This is a genomic window from Murinocardiopsis flavida (assembly GCF_003014485.1).
Classification (GTDB): Bacteria; Actinomycetota; Actinomycetes; order Streptosporangiales; family Streptosporangiaceae; genus Murinocardiopsis; species Murinocardiopsis flavida.
On the sequence record NZ_PYGA01000007.1, the window covers coordinates 187972 to 206150 of the forward strand.

An 18179-nucleotide genomic window follows, 5' to 3' on the forward strand; every position below is an offset into this window, starting at 1 on the left:
CCCCGCGTGCGCGGCCCGGGTGGTGCCGTCCGGTGCCGTGCCGCTGCGCCGCGGGCCCGGGTCGGTGCCGGAGCCGTCAGTGGTCGCGCCGGATGGCGAGCCGGGCGAGCGTGCCGAGCTCCCCCGCGGGCCCGCTGCGCACGTCCGCGCAACGGAGCCGGTGCAGCGCCCGCGCCAGCAGGTCGTCGGCCTGGCTGCGGCTCCACTCGCGCCCGCCGGCGAGGTCGACCAGTTCGGCGGCGCGGGCGAGTTCCGCGTCGGAGAGCTCCCGGTCGGCGACGTGGAGCGCCGCGAGTTCCCGCCCCGCCGGGGTGCCCGACCGCAGCGCGGTCACCACCGGCAGGGACTTCTTCCGGCTGCGCAGATCGGAGCACACCGGCTTGCCCGTGGTCTCGGGGGACCCCCAGATCCCGAGCAGGTCGTCGACGTGCTGGAACGCCAGCCCGAGGTGCTCGCCGTAGTCGCGGAGCAGCGCGACGAGGTCGCGGTCGCCGCCCCCGTAGGCGGCGCCGAGCGCGCAGGCGCAGCCGAGCAGCGCCCCGGTCTTGCCTTCCGCCATGCGGACGCATTCGGCCACGTCGACGTCCTGCCGGCTCTCGAAGGCGAGGTCGGCGCTCTGCCCCTCCAGCAGCCGCAGCACCGCGGCGCTGAGCATCCGCATGCCGTCGGTCGCCGCCGGGCTCTCGCTCGCGGCCAGCACGTCCATGGCCAGGGTGAGCAGGGCGTCCCCGGCGAGGACCGCCGCGCTCGTGCCGAACACGGTCCACGCCGTGGGGCGGTGGCGGCGCGTGGTGTCGCCGTCCATGACGTCGTCGTGCAGCAGGGAGAAGTTGTGCACCAGCTCCACGGCCACCGCCGCGGGGACACCCGAAGCGGGGGTCCCGCCCGCCGCCTCGGCGGCGAGCAGGACCAGGACGGGGCGGAGCGCCTTGCCGCCGTCGGCGTCGTCCGGGTCGCCGTTCTCGTCGCACCACCCGAAGTGGTACGCGGCGATGCGCTGCATCGCGTCCGGCAGGGTGCGGACCGCGGCGCGCAGGGCCGGGTCGATCAGGTCGCGGCTCTGCGCGAGGACCTCGTGTGCCGAACGGCCCGCTGCCTTTTCCTCGATGGTGGCCATGTGCCCCTCCTCAGCGCGCGATCTCGACGTTTTCGAGGACCCCGAGCGCGTCGGGAACGAGTACGGCGGCGGAGTAGTAGGTGCTCACCAGGTAGGAGGTGACCGCCTGCTCGCTGGCGCCCATGAACCGCACGTTCAGGCCCGGCTCGTACTCGTCGGGGATCCCGGTCTGGCGCAGGCCGACGACGCCCTGGTCCTCCAGCCCGGTCCGCAGCACCATGATGGAGCTGGTCTTCGCCCCGGTGATGGGGATCTTGTCGCACGGCAGGAGGGGGACACCGCGCCACGACGGCATCGGGTGGCCTTCGACCTCGACCGTCTCCGGGTGGACGCCGCGGCGGCTGCACTCCCTGCCGAACGCGGCGATCGCCCGCGGATGCGCCAGGAAGAACCGCGACTTCCGCCGGCGCGAGAGCAGTTCGTCGAGGTCGTCGGGTGTGGGCGGGCCGGTGCGGGTGTGGATGCGCTGCTTCAGGGCCGCGTTGTGCAGCAGCCCGAAGTCGCGGTTGTTGACCAACTCGTGCTCCTGGCGCTCCCGCAGCCCCTCGATGGTCAGCCGCAGCTGCTGCTCGACCTGGTTCATCGGCTCGTTGTAGAGGTCGGCCACCCGCGTGTGCACCCGCAGCACGGTCTGGGCGACGCTCAGCTCGTACTCGCGCGGCGCCGCCTCGTAGTCCACGAAGGTCCCCGGCAGCACCGGCTCCCCGCCGTGCCCCGACGACATCCCGATCTCGGCCTCACCGTGCTTGTTGTGGGGCCGCCCCGGACCGGCGCGCCGCCGCTCGACGTGGGCGCGCAGCGCCGGGGAGTCGCCGCTGATACGGCGGGCCGCCTCCCGCGGCAGGGTCAGCACGATGCACGGGGTGCGGGCCTTGACGGTGCAGTCCCATTCCGACTCCGCCTCGGCCAGGGCCTCGCCGCCGAAGTGCGACCCGTCCGCCATGACGTCCAGGACGGTGTCGTCGCCGAACTTGCCCCGGCCGATCCGGTCGGCCTTGCCGTGCGCGAGGAGGTGGACGCCGTCCACGGGCCGCCCTGACTCCACGATCACCGCACCCGCCGGGAACTCCCGCTGCTCGAACCGGCCGGCCAGCTCCGCCAGCACCGCGTCGTCGCCGAACCCGCGCAGCAGCGGCAGCTCGCACAGCTCCTTCGGGACGACGCTGACGTCGGCACCGGTGTTGACGCACGTCACCAGGCCGTCGCCGAGTTCGTAGGTGAGGCGGCGGTTCACCCGGTACGCGCCGCCGCGCGCCTCCACCCACGGCAGCACCTTCAACAGCCACCGCGACGTGACGCCCTGCATCTGCGGCGCGGTCTTCGTCGTCGTCGCCAGATTGCGCGCCGCCGAGGTCCCCAGGCTCAGCCGGGCCTGCTCCTGTTCCCGTGTGCCGCTGTTCGATTCCGTCACAGTCACAACCAGATCCACCAATTCCGCTAGGGAGTGTCACGGCCGAGAGGCCGCTGCTCAGGGGCCGCCCCGGTGGCCGCCACCGGGGCGGCGCTCAGGCGTCCCTGCCGAGCTCGACGTCCTCCAGGACTCCCAGGGCGTCGGGTACGAGCACGGCGGCGGAGTAGTAGGTGCTCACCAGGTAGGACAGGATGGCCTGCTCGCTGATGTTCATGAACCGCACCGAGAGGCCGGGCTGGTACTCGTCGGGGATCCCGGTCTGGTGCAGCCCGACGACACCGCGGTCCTGCTCGCCCAGGCGCATGAGCATGATCGAGCTCGTGCGGGTGTCGGTGACGGGGATCTTGTTGCAGGGCAGCATGGGGACGCCGCGCCACGAGGGGACCTTGTGGCCGGCCATGTCGATGCTGTGCGGGTAGATGCCGCGGCGGCTGCACTCCCTGCCGAACGCGGCGATCGCCCGCGGATGCGCCAGGAGGACGCCCGGCTCCTTCCACACCGTGGCCATGAGCTCGTCGAGGTCGTCGGGGGTGGGTGGGCCGGTGCGGGTGTGGATGCGCTGGTCGGGGGACGCGTTGTGCAGCAGCCCGAAGTCGCGGTTGTTGACCAGTTCGTGCTCTTGGCGCTCGCGCAGCGCCTCGATGGTCAGTCGCAGCTGCTGCTCGACCTGGTTCATCGGCTCGTTGTAGAGGTCGGCCACCCGCGTGTGCACCCGCAGCACGGTCTGGGCGACGCTCAGCTCGTACTCGCGCGGCGCCGATTCGTAGTCCACGAAGGTCCCCGGCAGCACCGGCTCGCCGCCGTGCCCCGACGACATCCCGATCTCGGCCTCGCCGTGGGCGTTCATCGGCTGCGAGCGCTGGTTCCGCGCCTGCTCGGCGTGGGTTCGCAGGGCCTCGGAGTGGCCGTTCATCTCCCCGAGGGCGCGGTGCGGCAGCAGCAGCACCGTGCAGCGGGTGACGGCCTTGGCCGTGAAGTCCCACTCGCCCGGGTTCGGGGCGAGCGCGGCGTCGCCGAAGTACCCGCCGTCGCCGATCGAGCCGAGGACGGTGTCGTCGCCGTACTTGCCCGGGCCGATCTTGTCGACCTTGCCGTGCGCGACGAGGTAGACGCCGTCCACGGGACGGCCGGACTCCACGATCACCTCACCGGCCTGGAACTCCCGCTGCTCGAACCGGCCGGCCAGCTCCGCCAGCACCGCGTCGTCGCCGAACCCGCGCAGGGAGGGGAGTTCGCGCAGCTCGGCCGGGATGACGCGGATGTCGGCGCCGGTGCTCACGAACGTCATCCGGCCGTCGCCGATGGTGTAGGCGAGGCGGCGGTTCACCCGGTACGCTCCGCCGCGCGCCTCCACCCACGGCAGCACCTTCAACAGCCACCGCGACGTGACGCCCTGCATCTGCGGCGTGGTCTTCGTCGTCGTCGCCAGATTGCGCGCCGCCGAAGTGCCCAGACTCATCCGCTGCTGTTCGTCCTGCCGCGCGGGATTCGATTCGACCGTCTCCGTCACAGAGCACACCACCATTCTAGAAAGCAATTTGAGAGTCCGGCACGAATATTAAGCAGATCAGGGGGATCAGGGGGGATCTCATCACCGGACCAGCACCAAAGAGAACACAGAAACCGCAAGCCGTGCAAGCGGAATGGAAATTCTCCGACGACGGGTACAGCTGTATATCTGAGCAGCCATACCCAATCGGAGATCCGCGATTTCAGTGGCCGGTTGGCCGATTTCGGCATCGTGCGGAAAGTTTCCGTGTGTGGCGGTCATAAAACGGGAGAGAACCGTGCGATCTGCTCGTTCGGGACACCCGGACAAATTTGCAAACATAACGAAATGCCGTAGTTGTCCACCGGCGTCCGACCGATTCCAGATCGGCCATGGACGTTTTTCTGGGCGGCCAATTGGGCGGACGGACGCCATCCGGAAACTCGCGAAACCCTGTGTTTCCACATATCCGGACGCACGACGGCGACCACGGAAAACATGTCCGGCCGACCATTGAGAACAATACTGATCGCACAGGCATTCGAGTCGCCTTTCCCCGCCAGCGCGGAGTACGTCTCCCGGTGCCACCGATTCGCCGGCATCGGAAAATCGAATTGGCCCGAGAGGGCCGCCGAAAACCGGTTTTCGGCCGACGGGGGCGGGCTCGGGCGCGGGGATGCCGACCGGGCCCGCGGTCCGCCGCCGGGCCGCGATCTGCCGCCGGGGCGGCCGACCGCCGCTGGGCACGCGGTCCTCCGCCGGGGCCGCCGCCCGCCCGGGAGCCGGCCTCCTCCGGGTAAAGATTCGGCGCGGCCGACACCCGGCGCGAACGGCCGAATCCCCTGCGCCGCAAAGGATTCGCGCACTTCAGAGGGGTCAACGGCGCCTCGGGGCGGGTGGACGGCACAATGATCTTGCTGCGAACATGAGTTCGAAAGCCGCCGGTCTTCCCCCCGGTGGACGGTGCCGCCGCTGTGCGGCCGCGGTCGAGGGGGGACGTGTCGGTCACCGAAGCACAGGGGCAGCCGCGCGTACGGCACTTGCGGAGTGCGGTGGCGGCGGCGGAGTCCGACGTCCCGGTGCGGGGACGCCCGGCGGCCGCCGTCCTGCCCGCCCTGCGCACCCTCGTCCCGGAACTGCCGGCCGGCTCGCTGGTGTCGGTGGCCGGCGGCGGTTCGGCGTCACTGGCGGCCGCGCTGGTGGCAGGGGCGTCCGAGGGCGGCGCCTGGTGCGCGGTGGTGGGGGTACCGGAGTTCGGCGTGCGCTCCGCCGTCGGCATGGGGGCCGACCCGCAGCGCCTGCTGCTGGTGGACGACCCCGGCCGCCGCTGGGCCGAGACCGTCGCCGCGCTCGCCGAAGGGGTCGGCCTGGTCCTGACCCGTGCCCCCGCACCGGTCGCCCCCGCGCTCGCGCGGCGGCTGACCTCGGTGGCGCGGCGGCACGGCTGCGTCCTCGTCGTCGCCGGTACGGCGTGGGAGGGGACCTGGCTGCGGCTGGAGGTCACCGCGTCGGTGTGGACCGGCCTCGCCCAGGGGCACGGGCACCTGCGCGGCCGGCGGGCCACGGTGGCGGCGCTGGGCCGCGGAGCGGGCGGCGGTCGCCGGGCCGCCCTGTGGCTGCCCGGCCCCGACGGCGCGGTCGGCCCCGACCGGACAGCGGAGGCGCCGCAGGACGGCGGCGTCCGGCCGGTGCGCGCGGCCCCGCGCACCGCGGGGACGACGACCACGGAAGTGGCGTGACCGCCCCGGACCCCCCATGCGGCCCCCGCCCACTGCCCCCTGCCGCCCGCGGCCCTGGCCATGGCTCTGGCCCTGACAAGGGCGCCGGCAAGGGCACTGGCCGCCCCGCACCGAACACCCCGGACCCGAGCACCCCCGTCCCGCAGGCACCCGGCCGAGCGGGCCCCGATCCCGAGAACGCCCCACGCCATGCGCCCCGAGGAACCACCGGACAGCAGCGACCGCCCCGCGGCGGCCGCCCCGGACGCGCACTGCCGGGACGTGCACTGCCGAACCGCACAATGCCGGACAGCGGCGTGACCGCGGACGGGCCGGTGCGCACCATGGCCGTGTGGTGCCCCGACTGGCCGGTCACCGCTGCGGGCATCGACCCGGACACCCCCGGGGCCGTGCTGTCGAAGGGGCGGGTCGCGGCGTGCTCGCGTGCGGCGCGCAGCACCGGGGTGCGCCGCGGCCAGCGCCTGCGCGACGCCCAGCGCCTCTGCCCCGACCTGGTGGTACACCTGCGCGACATCGAGACCGAGGGCCGACTGTTCGAGCCGGTCGTCGAGGCGGTCACCGCCATCACCCCGTGGGTGGAGGTGCTGCGCCCGGGCCTGTGCGCGTTCTCGGTCCGGGGTCCCGCCCGCTACCACGGCGGGGAGAAACCCCTGCGCGATGCGGTCCGCGACGCGGTGACGGCCCTGGGGCACGCCTGCGGCGCCGGTGTCGCCGACGGGGTCTTCGCGGCGGTCCTGGCGGCGCGGACCCGGGGCGAGGGCGTCGTGGTGCACCCCGGCCGCACCCCCGACTTCCTGGCGCCCTTCCCGGTACGGATCCTGGAACGGCCCGAACTCGCCGACCTGCTCGGCCGGTTGGGGGTGCACACCCTGGGCGCGTTCGCCGCGCTGCCCCCCGGACGCGTAGCCCAGCGCTTCGGCGCCGAGGGGACGGCGGCACACCGCTTGGCGGGCGGCCTGGACGCCCGGCCGCCCGCACCGGCTCCCCCGGCCACCGACCTCACCGTCGGCGCGTCCTTCGAACCGCCCGCCGAACGCGCCGAGACCGTGGTCTTCCAGGCCAAGGCGCTGGCGGGGCAGTTGCACGCGGGGATGGCGGCGAAAGGGCTGGTCTGCGTCCGCTTCGCGGCCGAGGTCACCTGGTCCGACGGCCGGGTGCTGCGCCGACTGTGGCGGCACGACGGAGCCCTGTCGGAGCTGGCCGTGGCCGAACGGGTGCTGTGGCAGCTCACCGGCGCACCAGAGGGAGCCGGCCGGACGCGGGCAGGGGACGGCGGACCGGGGACCGGGAGCGGTGGAACGCGGACCGGTGACAGCGGAACGCGGACCAGGAGCGGCGGCACGCGGACCGAGGACGGCGCCGGCGAGGGGGCAAGGGGTGGCCCCGGGGACGGCCTTGCTGGGAAAGCAGGGGCCAGCACCTGGGACGGCCCTGGTGAGATGGCACGCGAGGGCTCCGGTGAAAGCGCGGGCGAGGACCCCAGCGACGGCGCGGGCGGGGTCGTCGCCCTGCGCCTGATCCCCGACCACCTGGTCCCCGACAACGGGCGGCAGTCCGCGCTGTGGGGCCGGGCCGACGCGTCGAGCCGGGTCGAGCGCGCCGCAGCGCGAGTGCAGGGCATGCTCGGCCACCACGCCCTCGTCCGGGCGGTCCTCGGCGGCGGCCGCGGCCCCGCCGACGGCATCGTCCGGGTACCGATGGGCGACCTGCCACCGCCTACCCCCGCTGAGCAGGGCCCCTGGCCGGGCGGGGTCCCCGACCCCGCCCCCAGCGTGGTTCCGCCCCACCCTCTACCGGCCGCCGTCCTCGACGCCGACGGGGCCCCGGTCGCGGTCGACGGGCGCGCCGCCGTCTCCGCTCCCCCCGCCCGCCTCGGCATCGCGGGGGCCGACCCGGTGGACATCGACTCCTGGGCCGGTCCCTGGCCCTGCGTCGAACGCTGGTGGGACCCCGCGTCCCGGCACCGCCGCGCCCGCCTCCAGGTCACCTCCGGCCCGCGCGCCTACCTCCTCGTCATCGAAGACCGCCAATGGCAGGTCGAGGCGGTCTACGACTGACGGGCCCGCGAGAAGGTGTAGCGGGTGTGGCTGAACACCTGGCCATCGTGCCCGAATCCGTACGCGGTGCCGGGTGCCACCGCGAACAGCATGTCGTTGCCTTTGCGGATATTGTCGCCGAAGCCGTGGAAGACCCCCTCAGGCGAGGTGATGTGGTCCCCGTACTGCTCCTCGAACGCGGCGATGACCTCTTCCTGACGCGCCGGATCCGTTACCCGCTCTGCCGTGCCCTCGACCACCATGTCGATGCCGCCGGAGAGTGCGTTGTGCCCTGTGGTCAGCGCGCATTGGGCATTGGCGGCCAGGTTCTTCGCCTTCTGCTCGCCCGACCCGGTGCTGAAGTGCAGGGCCCCGTCGTGCCAGGCGGCGACCAGCGGCGTGACGTGCAGCCGGCCGTCCGGCCGGACCGTGGTGATCCAGAAGACCTCGGCCGCCCGCAACAGGCCCTGGGCCTCGGCCCAATCGACGGCGGTGACGTCCTCCGCGCCTGGACGCGGGTTGAGTGCGGCGCTGTAGCGGGCGTCAAGCTCGGTCTTGGGCTGCTTCGGCGCCATGGGAACTCCCCTTCTTTCTCCATTTCCCGCCAAGATTACGCACCCCGGCCTGAGCCCCCGGATGACGATCGTCCGGGGGCTTGGCCGTGCGCGCTTGGGGCCGCGACGCCACCCGCCGGGACTCACCGGGCGGCGGTGGCCGCTCCGGGGTGCGGGGTGTGGAAGCCTCGGCAACCGGATGACACCGGCATCACCTCAGGGGGGAACCTTCATGCGGTCACCGATCCTCGATTACCTCGACACGATCATCGCCGAGACGGAGCACGTGGTCTCCGGGGAGTCGGCCGACTACATACCGGAACTGGCCGCCGCCGACCCCGACCGGGTGGCCGTCGCGCTGTGCACGGTCAACGGGACGGTGTACGCGAGCGGCGACACCGGTCACCGCTTCAGCATCCAGTCGATGTCCAAGCCCTTCGCCTACGCATTGGCGATCGAGGACCGCGGCCTGGAGTCGGTGCTCCACCACATCGGCGTCGAGCCGAGCGGGGAGGCGTTCAACGAGCTGTCCCTGGACCCCGAGACCGGGCAACCGCGCAATCCGATGATCAACGCGGGGGCGATCGCGGCCCACTCACTCATCGACGACGACCGGCAGTCGGCCGTCGACCGGCTGCTCGCGCTGTTCTCCCAGCTCGCGGACCGCCCGGTCGAGATCGACGAGGCGGTCGCCGCCTCCGAGCTGGCGACGGGCGACCGCAACCTCGGCCTCGCCTACCTGCTGCACTCCTCGGGCCGCCTGACCAGAGAGCCCCGGAGCGCCGTCGAGGGTTACATCCGCCAGTGCGCGGCGTCGGTGGACGTCCGCGACCTCGCCCTCATGGCCGCCACGCTCGCCAACGGAGGCGTGCAGCCCAACACCGGAGATCGGCTGTTCAGCAGGGCGGGCACCCGGCACCTGCTCAGCGTCATGGCCTCGTGCGGCATGTACGACGCCGCCGGGGACTGGCTGACCGCTGTCGGCATCCCCGCGAAGAGCGGTGTGGCCGGGGGCATCATCGGCGTGCTCCCCGGGCAGGTCGGCGTCGCGGTCTTCTCCCCCCGCCTCGACCCGCACGGCAACAGCGCACGGGGCGTCGCGATGATGCAGCGCCTCTCCGACGACCTCGGCCTGCACCTCATGGAGGCCAACCGGCCGTCGCGGTCGTCGCTGCGGGAGACCCGCACGGCGTCGGTGGACGGGCAGGAGGCGACGATCTACGTCCTCCAGGGGGACATGGTGCTCAGCAGCATCGAGTCGCTGGTCCACGAACTCATCACGAACCCGCCGAAGACCGAGCTCGTGGTCTTCGACATGAGCCGGGTCGCCGAGGTCCTGCCGGTGGCCCGCCGGACCTCGGCGGAGACGGCGACCAAGCTCTGCGACGAGGGCCACCGCATCATCCTGGTCGATCCCGAGAGCACCGTCCCCGACTTCCAGGACAGCCGGGGCCGCTCGATCGAGCGCTGGACGCGCGAACGCCTGGAGCAGAGCCAGCGGTAGCGTCCGGGCACCGGCCGCCGCGGGACCGAGGCGGGGACGCGGGACCACCGCCCCGACGCGGGGCCGGGGCGGGGACGGCGAGGCCGGAGTGGGGACGCCGGGACCGGAGCGGGGTGGAGGCGCGCCGGCCCCGCCCCCGGTCAGCCGCCGGAGCGGACGAGGGCGTCGGCCAGGTCGCGCAGGGCCGTGCTGTCGCGGGCGGCCCCGGCGGCGGTGGAGCGTACGGGGGCGCCCTCGGTGATCGCGGCGTGCAGCTCGATGAGCTCGTGCACGAACCCGGTGCGGTGGTCGGAGCGCAGGGCCGCCGACATCCGCTCGGCACCGTCCGCGCGCTCCACGGTGAGCGTCGCGCGGTGGTCGAGGAGGTAGGGGCCCGGGTAGTCCAGCCGCACGCTGCCCGCCGAGCCGAAGACCGCGATCTCCTCGCCGTAGTCGGGGTGATCGGGCAGCCAGTTCCACGACAGGGCGAGCTGGGCGGTGCCGAGGCGGCCGAGGGCCTGCAACTGGGGCGGCTCGGACAACGGCGCGCCGGGGGTGACCGTGCCGGCCCCGACCTGGGCGTGGTCGAAGTGCGGCCGCGCCTCGTCGAAGAGCGCCCGCAGCACCGACAGCTCATGGACGACCGAACCGTGCAGGACATCGCTGTACAGCGAACGCCAGGGTTCCGCGACGTCGCCGATCCCGGCGTCGAGGTCGGCCAGGCCGGCGGCCCGAGCGGCGTCCAGAGCAGCGGGGTCGACGTCGTTGTGGCGCAGCAGCCGCACGTGCCCGAACTGCGGGTCGTCGGCGGGGTGCAGGACGGTGACCCGCACCAGGCGCGGCGTCCCGATGGCGGCGATCTCCTCGCGGGCGCGCCGCACGATGGGGTCGTACATCTTCATGTAGCCGACCTGGAGCACCAGCGAACGCGCGTCGGCGTCGCGCTGGGCCTGCTCCGCCCCTTCCGCCGAGAAGCTGAACGGCTTCTCAGCGAAGACGTGCTTGCCGCGTGCCAGCGCCCGGTGGGCGAGGTCGGTGTGCGCGTCGGGGGTCAGCAGCAGCACCGCGTCGACCCGGTCGTCGGCGAAAACGGCCTCGGCGTCGGTCGAGTGCCGCACATGCTCGCCCCACTCCGCGGCGACCTGCCCGGCGAGCCCCGGCGACAGGTCGCAGACGTGCACCAGCTCGAACCGGTCGCGCAACACCCGCAGCGTGTGCAGGTGCACCGCCTGGGCGATCAGGCCGAGGCCGATGACGCCGACCCGTACCCGTGTGTCCCCCATAGTTCGCTGCTCCTCTCCTCGCACGGCGGCCCACTCGGTCCGCCGCCCCGCCCGGTCGTCCTGTCCGCCGAGCGGCTACGCGGGGCGCCCCCGCGTCCCGCACCCGCGTCATGCGGGCGTTTCAGTGCCCGGACGCGGCCAACAGCTCCCGCAGGACGCGCAGGTTCTCGCCCTGTTCGAGGGCGATCGCCCCGTAGTCGGCGTCGGGGTCGGGGTCGCGGTCCTGCTCGACCACGAGCCAGCCGTCGTAGCCGACGCGGCCGAGTTCGGCGGTGAAGGCGGCGAGGTCCACGTCGCCTGCTCCGAGCGGCACCGATGCCTCCGCCATGGGGAACGCCGTCCCCGGCGCGTCCAGTGTCGCCCGCAGCACGTCCATGCGCACGTCCTTGATGTGCACGTGGTTGATCCGGTCGGCGAAGGTGCGGAGCAGCGCCACGGGGTCGTCACCGGCGAGGCGCGCGTGGCCGATGTCGAGGGTGAGCGGGACGTCGGTCAGGTCGCACAGCCGCTCGATCTCCGCCGCCGACTCGATGTGGGTGCACATGTGCGGGTGGAACGACACGGGCAGCCCGTGCCCCTCGGCGACCGCCATGGCCTCCTTGGTCAGCCGCGCGCACCGGTCCCACTGCGCCGCGTCGAAGGCGAGGGCGGTGTCGGCGGGGTCGTGTGCGGGGTTGCGGTCGAGGAGCGGTTCGGTCTCGTCGGCGAGGATGACCAGGCCCCCGCCGCAGGCGTCGAGCACCGCGCAGGTCTGCTCCAGGACGGCGAAGTCCTCCTCGATCGCCGCGTCATCGGCCGGGTAGCGGATGGGCACGTAGGCGCCGATCATCGACATCCCGCAGGACGCGAACAGCTCCGCGGTGCGCGCCGCGTCCCCGAACAGGCCCACGGGCCCCAACTCGCTGCCCGCGTAGCCGGCGTCGGCCATGGTGCGCAGCAGGACATCGGGCGCGCCGCCGGATTTCGCGGCCTCGCGCGACCACATGCCGTAGCTGACGGGAGCGTTGCCGATCCGAATCGGGTCCTGGGGCATGTGCGTCCTCCTCTGGCGAGCACCGGTCGGGCCGGCGCCCAGTCTGCCGCCCTCCCCCTGCGGCCGGTGCGGGCGGCCCCGCCGTTGGGAGAGCTCCGCTGCCGGACGCGGCGCCGTCGGCCGCACTTCACCCACCGGGCCTCTCAGTGGAACGGGTGAATGGCCGACCACGCCATGGAGGCCCGTCCGCGGCGGCGGCGCCCGGCGATGAGTTCGGTGCCCGAGCGCGGTCAGACCCGGTACACGCCGCGCATCCCGCCGCGGCGGCGACTACGACGGAGGGACGACCATGCTCGCGAACAGCAAGGCCTTCAGCGGCTTCTCGGTGGACGACGCGACTGGCGCCGTCGGGTTCTACGGCGACACACTCGGCCTGGAGGTGGCGACCGACTCCGCGGAGCACGGCATGCTCACCCTGCGCCTCGCCGGCGGCCGCGACGTGTTCGTCTACGCCAAACCCGACCACGTGCCGGCGACCTTCACCATTCTCAACTTCCCGGTGCCGGACATCGACGCGGCCGTCGACGAACTGAGCGCCCGGGGCGTGCGCTTCGAGCACTACGACGGCGCCGGCATGGACGAGAAGGGCATCCACCGCGGCGGCGGGCCGCTGATCGCGTGGTTCAAGGACCCCGCGGGCAATGTCCTGTCGGTGATCCAGGAGTGATCGCGCGGCGGGGCGCGGGGGACCGCCCCGCACCCTGCGGGCGCCCGCAAGGGCTGCGGGGACCTGCGCCTGGCCCTACCGTGCCGCCACCACCCGCGCGGTCCTGGCCCTGCGACCGCGCCCCCGACTCCATGAGCAGCAGAAAGAGATAGAATGCGAACACGAGTTCGAATCAATCTCCGAGGAGGCTGCCAATGGGGTTCGACAATCCGCCGGTCCCCTGGAAGGAGTTGGAGCAGCGGCTGTCCTGGGGTGGTACTCCGGTGGCGGGGGACGCCCCTCCGCGGCCGGAGGCCCCCGCGCGCCCGGCCCCGGCGGTGCGCCCGCCTTCCGGCGGGCCGGAATGGGCCGAACTCCACGTCCATTCCTCCTTCAGCTTCCTCGACGGCGTGTGCACCCCCGCGGAGCTGGTCGCCGAGGCGGCCCGGCTGGGCATCGGCACCTTGGGGCTCACCGACCACGACGGCATGTACGGCGCGGTGCAGTTCGCCGCCGCCGCGAAGGAGGCCGGGGTCGCCACCGTGTTCGGCGCCGAACTGAGCCTCGACCTGCCCGCCCCGCAGAACGGCCGCCCCGACCCCGCGGGCAGCCACCTGCTGGTCCTCGCCCGCGACCCCGAGGGCTACCGGCGGCTGTGCGCCGCCATCAGCGAGGCGCAGCTCGCCGGAGGGGCCAAGGGCCGCCCCGTCTACGACCTCGACTCCCTCTCCCGGGCGCACGGCGGGCACTGGGCCGTGCTCACCGGCTGCCGCAAGGGCGGCGTGCCCGCGGCCCTCGCCGCCGACGGACCCGATGCCGCGCTGGCGCGGCTGCACGACCTGCGCGACCGGTTCGGCGCCGACAACGTCCACGTCGAGCTCACCGACCACGGCCACCCGCTCGACGACGCCCGCAACGACGCCCTCGCCGACCTCGCCGCCCGCGCCGGAGCGGGCCTGGTCGCCTCCTGCAACGCGCATTACGCCGCCCCGCGCGACGCCCCGCTCGCCCAGGCGCTGGCTGCGGTCCGGGCGCGGCGCGGCCTGGACGACATGGAGTCGTGGTTGAGCGCCGCTGGTGGCGCGCACCTGCGCTCCGGCGCCGAGATGGCGGCCCGTACCGCCCGCTTCCCCGGTGCCGTGGCCGCCACCGCGGCGCTGGGCCGGGCCTGCGCGTTCGACCTCACGGTGATCGCCCCGCGCCTGCCCGACTCCCCCGTCCCCGAGGGGCACACCGAGGCGAGCCTGCTGCGCGAGCTGGCCGCGCAGGGGGCCGAGCGCCGCTACGGCCCGCGCGGGTCGCCGGGCACCGCCGACTGCTACGCCCAGATCGAGCGCGAACTCGACCTCATCGCCTCCCTCGGCTTCCCCGGCTACTTCCTGATCGTGCACGACATCGTGCAGTTCTGCGAGCGCAACGGCATCCTGTGCCAGGGGCGCGGCTCGGCCGCCAACTCCGCCGTGTGCTACGCGATCGGCATCACCAACGTCGACCCGGTCCGCCACGAGCTGCTGTTCGAGCGGTTCCTCTCCGCCGAGCGCGACGGCCCGCCCGACATCGACCTCGACATCGAGCACCGCCGCCGCGAGGAGGTCATCCAGTACGTCTACGACCGCTACGGCCGCGAGCGCGCCGCCCAGGTCGCCAACGTCATCACCTACCGCCCCCGCATGGCGGTGCGCGACGCCGCCCGCGCCCTCGGCCACTCCCCCGGGCAGCAGGACTCCTGGTCGCGCCTTGTCGACTCCCGCGACTGGGACCCCGACGACCCGGAGTCCCGCGGGGTGCCCCGCCCGGTGGCCTCGCTCGCGCAGCGGATGCTGCGGCTCCCCCGCCACCTGGGCATCCACTCCGGGGGCATGGTCATCTGCGACCGCCCGGTGGGCGAGGTGTGCCCCGTGGAGTGGGCGAGCATGCCGGGGCGCAGCGTGCTGCAATGGGACAAGGACGACTGCGCCGCCGCAGGGCTGGTCAAGTTCGACCTGCTCGGACTGGGGATGCTGGCGTGCCTGCACGACGCCTTCGACCTCATCGCCGATCACCACGGGGTCCGCTACACGCTGGGCGACATCCCCACCGAGGACCCCGCCACCTACGCCATGCTGTGCGGCGCCGACACCGTCGGGGTGTTCCAGGTCGAGAGCCGGGCGCAGATGTCGACCCTGCCCCGGCTGCGCCCGGAGCGCTTCTACGACCTGGTGGTGGCGGTGGCGCTGATCCGCCCCGGCCCCATCCAGGGCGGATCGGTCCACCCCTACCTGCGCCGCCGCGACAAGCTCGAACCCGCCGAGTGCCCGCACCCCCTCATGGAGCCCGCGCTGGGGCGCACCCTGGGCGTGCCGCTGTTCCAGGAGCAGATGATGCAGCTCGCCATCGACTGCGCCGGGTTCACCCCCACGGAGGCCGACCTGCTGCGCCAGGCCATGGGCTCCAAGCGCGCCCCGGAGAAGGTCCACGAGCTGCGCGAGCGGCTGCTGCGCGGCATGGCGGCGAACGGCATCACGCCCGAGGTCGCCGAGGACGTCTACACCAAGATCCTCGCGTTCTCCAACTACGGCTTCCCCGAGTCGCACGCCATCAGCTTCGCGCACCTGGCCTACGCCAGCGCCTGGATCAAACGGCACTACCCCGCGGCGTTCACCGCCGCGCTGCTGCGCAACCAGCCCATGGGCTTCTACCACCCGCAGACCCTCATCGCCGACGCCCGGCGGCACGGCATCGAGGTGCTCAGGGCCGACGTGAACGCCAGCGCCGACCAGGCCACCGTCGAAGGTCCGGGCCGGGTGGTGCGCACCCGGCACCCGCACGCGCCGCAGGCCCCGCAGCCGGCCGTCCGCCTGGGCCTCGACAGTGTGCGCGACCTCGGCGGCCCGGCCGCCGAGGCGGTCGCCGCCGGGCGCCCCTACACCGGCCTCGCCGATTTCGCCCGCCGCACCCGGCTGTCCGAAAAGGCGCTGGAGGCGCTGGCGACCGCCGACGCGTTCCGCTGCTTCGGGCTGAGCCGCCGCGAGGCGCTGTGGGCCGCCGGCGCGGTCGCGCGCGCCCGCAACGGCCAGCTCCCCGACATGCTGCCCGGCACCGAGCCCCCCGGCCTTGAGCCCATGACCCCCGTCGAGGAGACCCTGGCCGACCTCTGGTCGACCGGCACCTCCGCCGTCCACCCCATCGCGCACCTGCGCCCCGCCCTGGAGCGTCGCAGGGTCCTGGCGGCCCGCGCGCTCGCCTCGGTGCCCGACGGCACCGGCGTCGAGGCGGCGGGGCAGGTCACGCACCGGCAGCGGCCCGAGACCGCGGGCGGGGTGGTCTTCATCAGCCTTGAGGACGAAACCGGCATGGTCAACGTCGTCTGCCCGCCCGAGGTCTGGCGGCGGTGCAAGGGCGCCGGGGCCCGCTCGGCGGCGCTGCTGGTCGGCGGGCGACTCGAACGCCGCAACGGGGCGATCAACCTCGTCGCCGCGCGCCTGGAGGCGCTCCCGGCCCCCACCGTGGCGCAGAGCCGCGACTTCCACTGACCCCCGTGCCCCCGGCGGCCGCTCGCGCTGCCCCCTGCCCCGCCCGCACGGCCGTCCGCCCGGGCGGGGCAGGGGTCAGCGGATGCCCTCGGCGCGCAGGCGTGCGGCGAGGCGGTGGACGTGGTCCCGCACGAGCTCGGCCACCCGCCGCAGCTCGGCGTCTGTCGCGGCGCCGATGGGCACGGAGCAGCTGATCGCGTCGGTGGCGGGGATCCGGTACGGCACGGCGACGCTCACACAGCCCAGGCCGGGGGTGTTCTGCTCGCGCTCCACCGCGTAGCCCCGCTCCCGCGTGCCGTGCAGCTCCTCGGCGAGCCCGGCGCGGTCGGTGATGGTTCCGGGGGTGAGCGCCGGCAGCTCCCCCAGCGGCGCGAGGACCGCGTCGACCTCGGCGGGGGTCAGCTCGGCGAGCAGCGACTTGCCGAGCGCGGTGGCGTGCGCGGGCAGCTGGCGGCCCACACGGGAGGTCGCCCGGCGCGGCTCGGTGGCCTCGCGGGTGCCCAGGTAGATGACGTTGGGGCCGTCGAGCCGCGCGTAGTGGGTGGTGTAGCCGACCTGCTCGCGGACCAGTTCCAGGGTGCGCACCGCGTACGGCAGCGCGGGGTCGTGGTCGAGGTAGGAGGTGCCGCACAGCAGGGCGTGCGGGCCCACGCTGACCGCCGAACCGTCGGAGCTCTGCTGGATCCAGCGCATGGCCAGCAGGGTGTGCAGCAGCTGGTGCAGGCTCGACCGCGGGTAGCCGGTGCGGCGGTGCAGTTCGATGACCGTCATCGGCCCCTGGGCGGCGCCGAGGGTCTCCATGATGACGATGGTCCGCTGCGCGGACTTCACCAGTTTGGTCTCGGGGAGCGGGGCCGGACCGGGGGTCGCCTCGGCCGGCCGCTGCACCGCTCGGGTCATCGCATGTCCTTCAGGTGCGGGGCTTCGGATGCGGGGCCGGAATCGGGTTCGGCGGTCATGGCAGCCGGGGGTTCCGCTGCTCGGCGCGGCTACCGGGCGCCGTGCCCCGCGGCGGCCTCACCAGCGCCCGCCGAGCGGGGAGGTGTCCGCGGTGAAGGTCCCGCCGATGCGGATGCCGGGGCCGGGAGCGCCGCCGGGCTCGCCCGCTCCGGGGACCTGGGCGGCGTGGTCCTCGGCGTCGTCGCGCGGGTGGAAGCCCATGGCCTCGCCCTCGGCGAGGGAGAACCAGCGGCGGGTGTTGCGGGAGATGCCCCACACCAGCCGGTGCCCGGGCTCCTCCAGCGCGAGGCTGGCCTCGACCAGCCGGGCGGCGTCGCCGGGCGAGAACCAGGTGGCGAGGGTGCGGATGTCGGCGATGTCGGCGGCGGCGGCGAACGTGCCGATGCGCGCGGACACGACGCTCATGGCGAACCGGTCGGCATAGACGCTGCCGAGCGCCTCCATGGCGGCCTTGCTGACGCCGTAGTAGGTGTCGGGCCGCGGGACGAGGACGTCGGTGTCGGCGGCCGCCGCTGCGGGGACGAAGCCGACCGCGTGGTTGGAGCTGGCGAGCAGCACCCGGCGCACGCCCTGGCGGCGCGCCGCCTCCAGCGTGGTGTAGCAGCCGTGGATATTGGTGTCGAGGATCTCCGCCCACGGCCGTTCCGAAGGGTGGCCCGCGAGATGGACGACGAGGTCGACGCCCTTGCACGCGCGTTCCATGGCGGCCATGTCGGTGACGGAGCCCGCCGCGGCCTCCTCGGCCGCCGGGTCGAGCCCGGTGGGCGGCGCGGTGTCGAGGAGCCGGAGCATCCGGCCCGGTCGGGCGATCAGCGGCCGCAGCAGTGTGCCGATCCGCCCCGACGCACCCGTCACCAGCACCCGTTCGACCACGTCGGCTCCCTCTCTCTGCGGGGCGGACCGAAACCGGGTTTCG

13 protein-coding genes are annotated in these 18179 nt (G+C 73.9%); 5 read left to right on the plus strand and 8 right to left on the minus strand.

The genetic code is table 11. The features are described from left to right. Positions 1 to 76: 76 nt before the first annotated feature. From CLV63_RS12325 to CLV63_RS12335, 3 genes are all read right to left on the minus strand, one after another. Positions 77 to 1117, minus strand: a complete 1041-nt coding sequence (locus tag CLV63_RS12325) for a family 2 encapsulin nanocompartment cargo protein polyprenyl transferase (protein ID WP_106583109.1) — start codon at positions 1115 to 1117, stop codon at positions 77 to 79. Positions 1118 to 1127: 10 nt separating this feature from the next. Further along, positions 1128 to 2528 carry a family 2B encapsulin nanocompartment shell protein gene (locus tag CLV63_RS12330; RefSeq protein ID WP_245928755.1) on the minus strand — a complete coding sequence of 467 codons (1401 nt, stop codon included), beginning with the start codon at positions 2526 to 2528 and terminating at the stop codon, positions 1128 to 1130. Positions 2529 to 2622: 94 nt separating this feature from the next. Further along, the gene (locus CLV63_RS12335) at positions 2623 to 4038 is read right to left on the minus strand and encodes a family 2B encapsulin nanocompartment shell protein (RefSeq protein WP_245928756.1); all 1416 of its coding nucleotides are present in this window, start codon (positions 4036 to 4038) and stop codon (positions 2623 to 2625) included. A 1019-nt stretch (positions 4039 to 5057) separates the two neighbouring features. Between CLV63_RS12335 and CLV63_RS12340 the strand changes: the two genes are divergently transcribed. Both CLV63_RS12340 and CLV63_RS34535 read left to right on the plus strand, forming a co-directional pair. Next, on the plus strand, positions 5058 to 5756 hold the full coding sequence (locus CLV63_RS12340; protein WP_211301279.1) for a hypothetical protein: 699 nt from the start codon (positions 5058 to 5060) through the stop codon (positions 5754 to 5756). Positions 5757 to 6052: 296 nt separating this feature from the next. Next, complete coding sequence (locus CLV63_RS34535) at positions 6053 to 7813, plus strand: Y-family DNA polymerase (protein ID WP_245928757.1); 1761 nt, start codon at positions 6053 to 6055, stop codon at positions 7811 to 7813. Here the strand turns inward: CLV63_RS34535 and CLV63_RS12350 are convergent. Then, a complete protein-coding gene (locus CLV63_RS12350) occupies positions 7804 to 8367 on the minus strand; it encodes a pyridoxamine 5'-phosphate oxidase family protein (RefSeq protein WP_106583111.1) in 564 nt (187 codons plus the stop codon). The genes CLV63_RS34535 and CLV63_RS12350 overlap by 10 nt on opposite strands. Positions 8368 to 8578: 211 nt before the next feature. On the opposite strand from CLV63_RS12350, the gene CLV63_RS12355 reads away from it, so the two are divergent. Continuing rightward, a complete protein-coding gene (locus CLV63_RS12355; protein ID WP_106583112.1) occupies positions 8579 to 9850 on the plus strand; it encodes a glutaminase in 1272 nt (423 codons plus the stop codon). 140 nt (positions 9851 to 9990) lie between these two features. Here the strand turns inward: CLV63_RS12355 and CLV63_RS12360 are convergent, their stop codons facing one another. Continuing rightward, complete coding sequence (locus CLV63_RS12360) at positions 9991 to 11112, minus strand: Gfo/Idh/MocA family protein (RefSeq protein ID WP_106583113.1); 1122 nt, start codon at positions 11110 to 11112, stop codon at positions 9991 to 9993. Between the two features lie 121 nt (positions 11113 to 11233). Next, entirely contained in the window at positions 11234 to 12145 is a 912-nt protein-coding gene (locus CLV63_RS12365) for a sugar phosphate isomerase/epimerase family protein (protein WP_106583114.1), read from the minus strand. A 289-nt stretch (positions 12146 to 12434) separates the two neighbouring features. Between CLV63_RS12365 and CLV63_RS12370 the strand changes: the two genes are divergently transcribed. After that, positions 12435 to 12812 carry a VOC family protein gene (locus CLV63_RS12370; protein ID WP_106583115.1) on the plus strand — a complete coding sequence of 126 codons (378 nt, stop codon included), beginning with the start codon at positions 12435 to 12437 and terminating at the stop codon, positions 12810 to 12812. A gap of 194 nt (positions 12813 to 13006) precedes the next feature. After that, positions 13007 to 16303: an error-prone DNA polymerase gene (locus CLV63_RS12375; RefSeq protein WP_106583116.1), complete on the plus strand. Its 3297-nt coding sequence runs from the start codon at positions 13007 to 13009 to the stop codon at positions 16301 to 16303. A 75-nt stretch (positions 16304 to 16378) separates the two neighbouring features. Here the strand turns inward: CLV63_RS12375 and CLV63_RS12380 are convergent, their stop codons facing one another. Both CLV63_RS12380 and CLV63_RS12385 read right to left on the minus strand, forming a co-directional pair. Further along, positions 16379 to 17203, minus strand: coding sequence for an IclR family transcriptional regulator (locus CLV63_RS12380; RefSeq protein WP_106583117.1), 825 nt, complete (start codon positions 17201 to 17203; stop codon positions 16379 to 16381). 117 nt (positions 17204 to 17320) lie between these two features. Next, a complete protein-coding gene (locus tag CLV63_RS12385; protein WP_211301280.1) occupies positions 17321 to 18136 on the minus strand; it encodes an NAD-dependent epimerase/dehydratase family protein in 816 nt (271 codons plus the stop codon). Between the last annotated feature and the right edge of the window lie 43 nt (positions 18137 to 18179).

Excerpts from the sequence above, each read along its gene's own strand:
- CLV63_RS12325 (WP_106583109.1), bottom strand. The coding sequence starts at position 1,117 with ATGGCCACCATCGAGGAAAAGGCAGCGGGCCGTTCGGCACACGAGGTC.
- CLV63_RS12350 (WP_106583111.1), bottom strand. The coding sequence starts at position 8,367 with ATGGCGCCGAAGCAGCCCAAGACCGAGCTTGACGCCCGCTACAGCGCC.
- CLV63_RS12355 (WP_106583112.1), top strand. The coding sequence starts at position 8,579 with ATGCGGTCACCGATCCTCGATTACCTCGACACGATCATCGCCGAGACG.
- CLV63_RS12360 (WP_106583113.1), bottom strand. The coding sequence starts at position 11,112 with ATGGGGGACACACGGGTACGGGTCGGCGTCATCGGCCTCGGCCTGATC.
- CLV63_RS12365 (WP_106583114.1), bottom strand. The coding sequence starts at position 12,145 with ATGCCCCAGGACCCGATTCGGATCGGCAACGCTCCCGTCAGCTACGGC.
- CLV63_RS12370 (WP_106583115.1), top strand. The coding sequence starts at position 12,435 with ATGCTCGCGAACAGCAAGGCCTTCAGCGGCTTCTCGGTGGACGACGCG.
- CLV63_RS12375 (WP_106583116.1), top strand. The coding sequence starts at position 13,007 with ATGGGGTTCGACAATCCGCCGGTCCCCTGGAAGGAGTTGGAGCAGCGG.
- CLV63_RS12380 (WP_106583117.1), bottom strand. The coding sequence starts at position 17,203 with ATGACCCGAGCGGTGCAGCGGCCGGCCGAGGCGACCCCCGGTCCGGCC.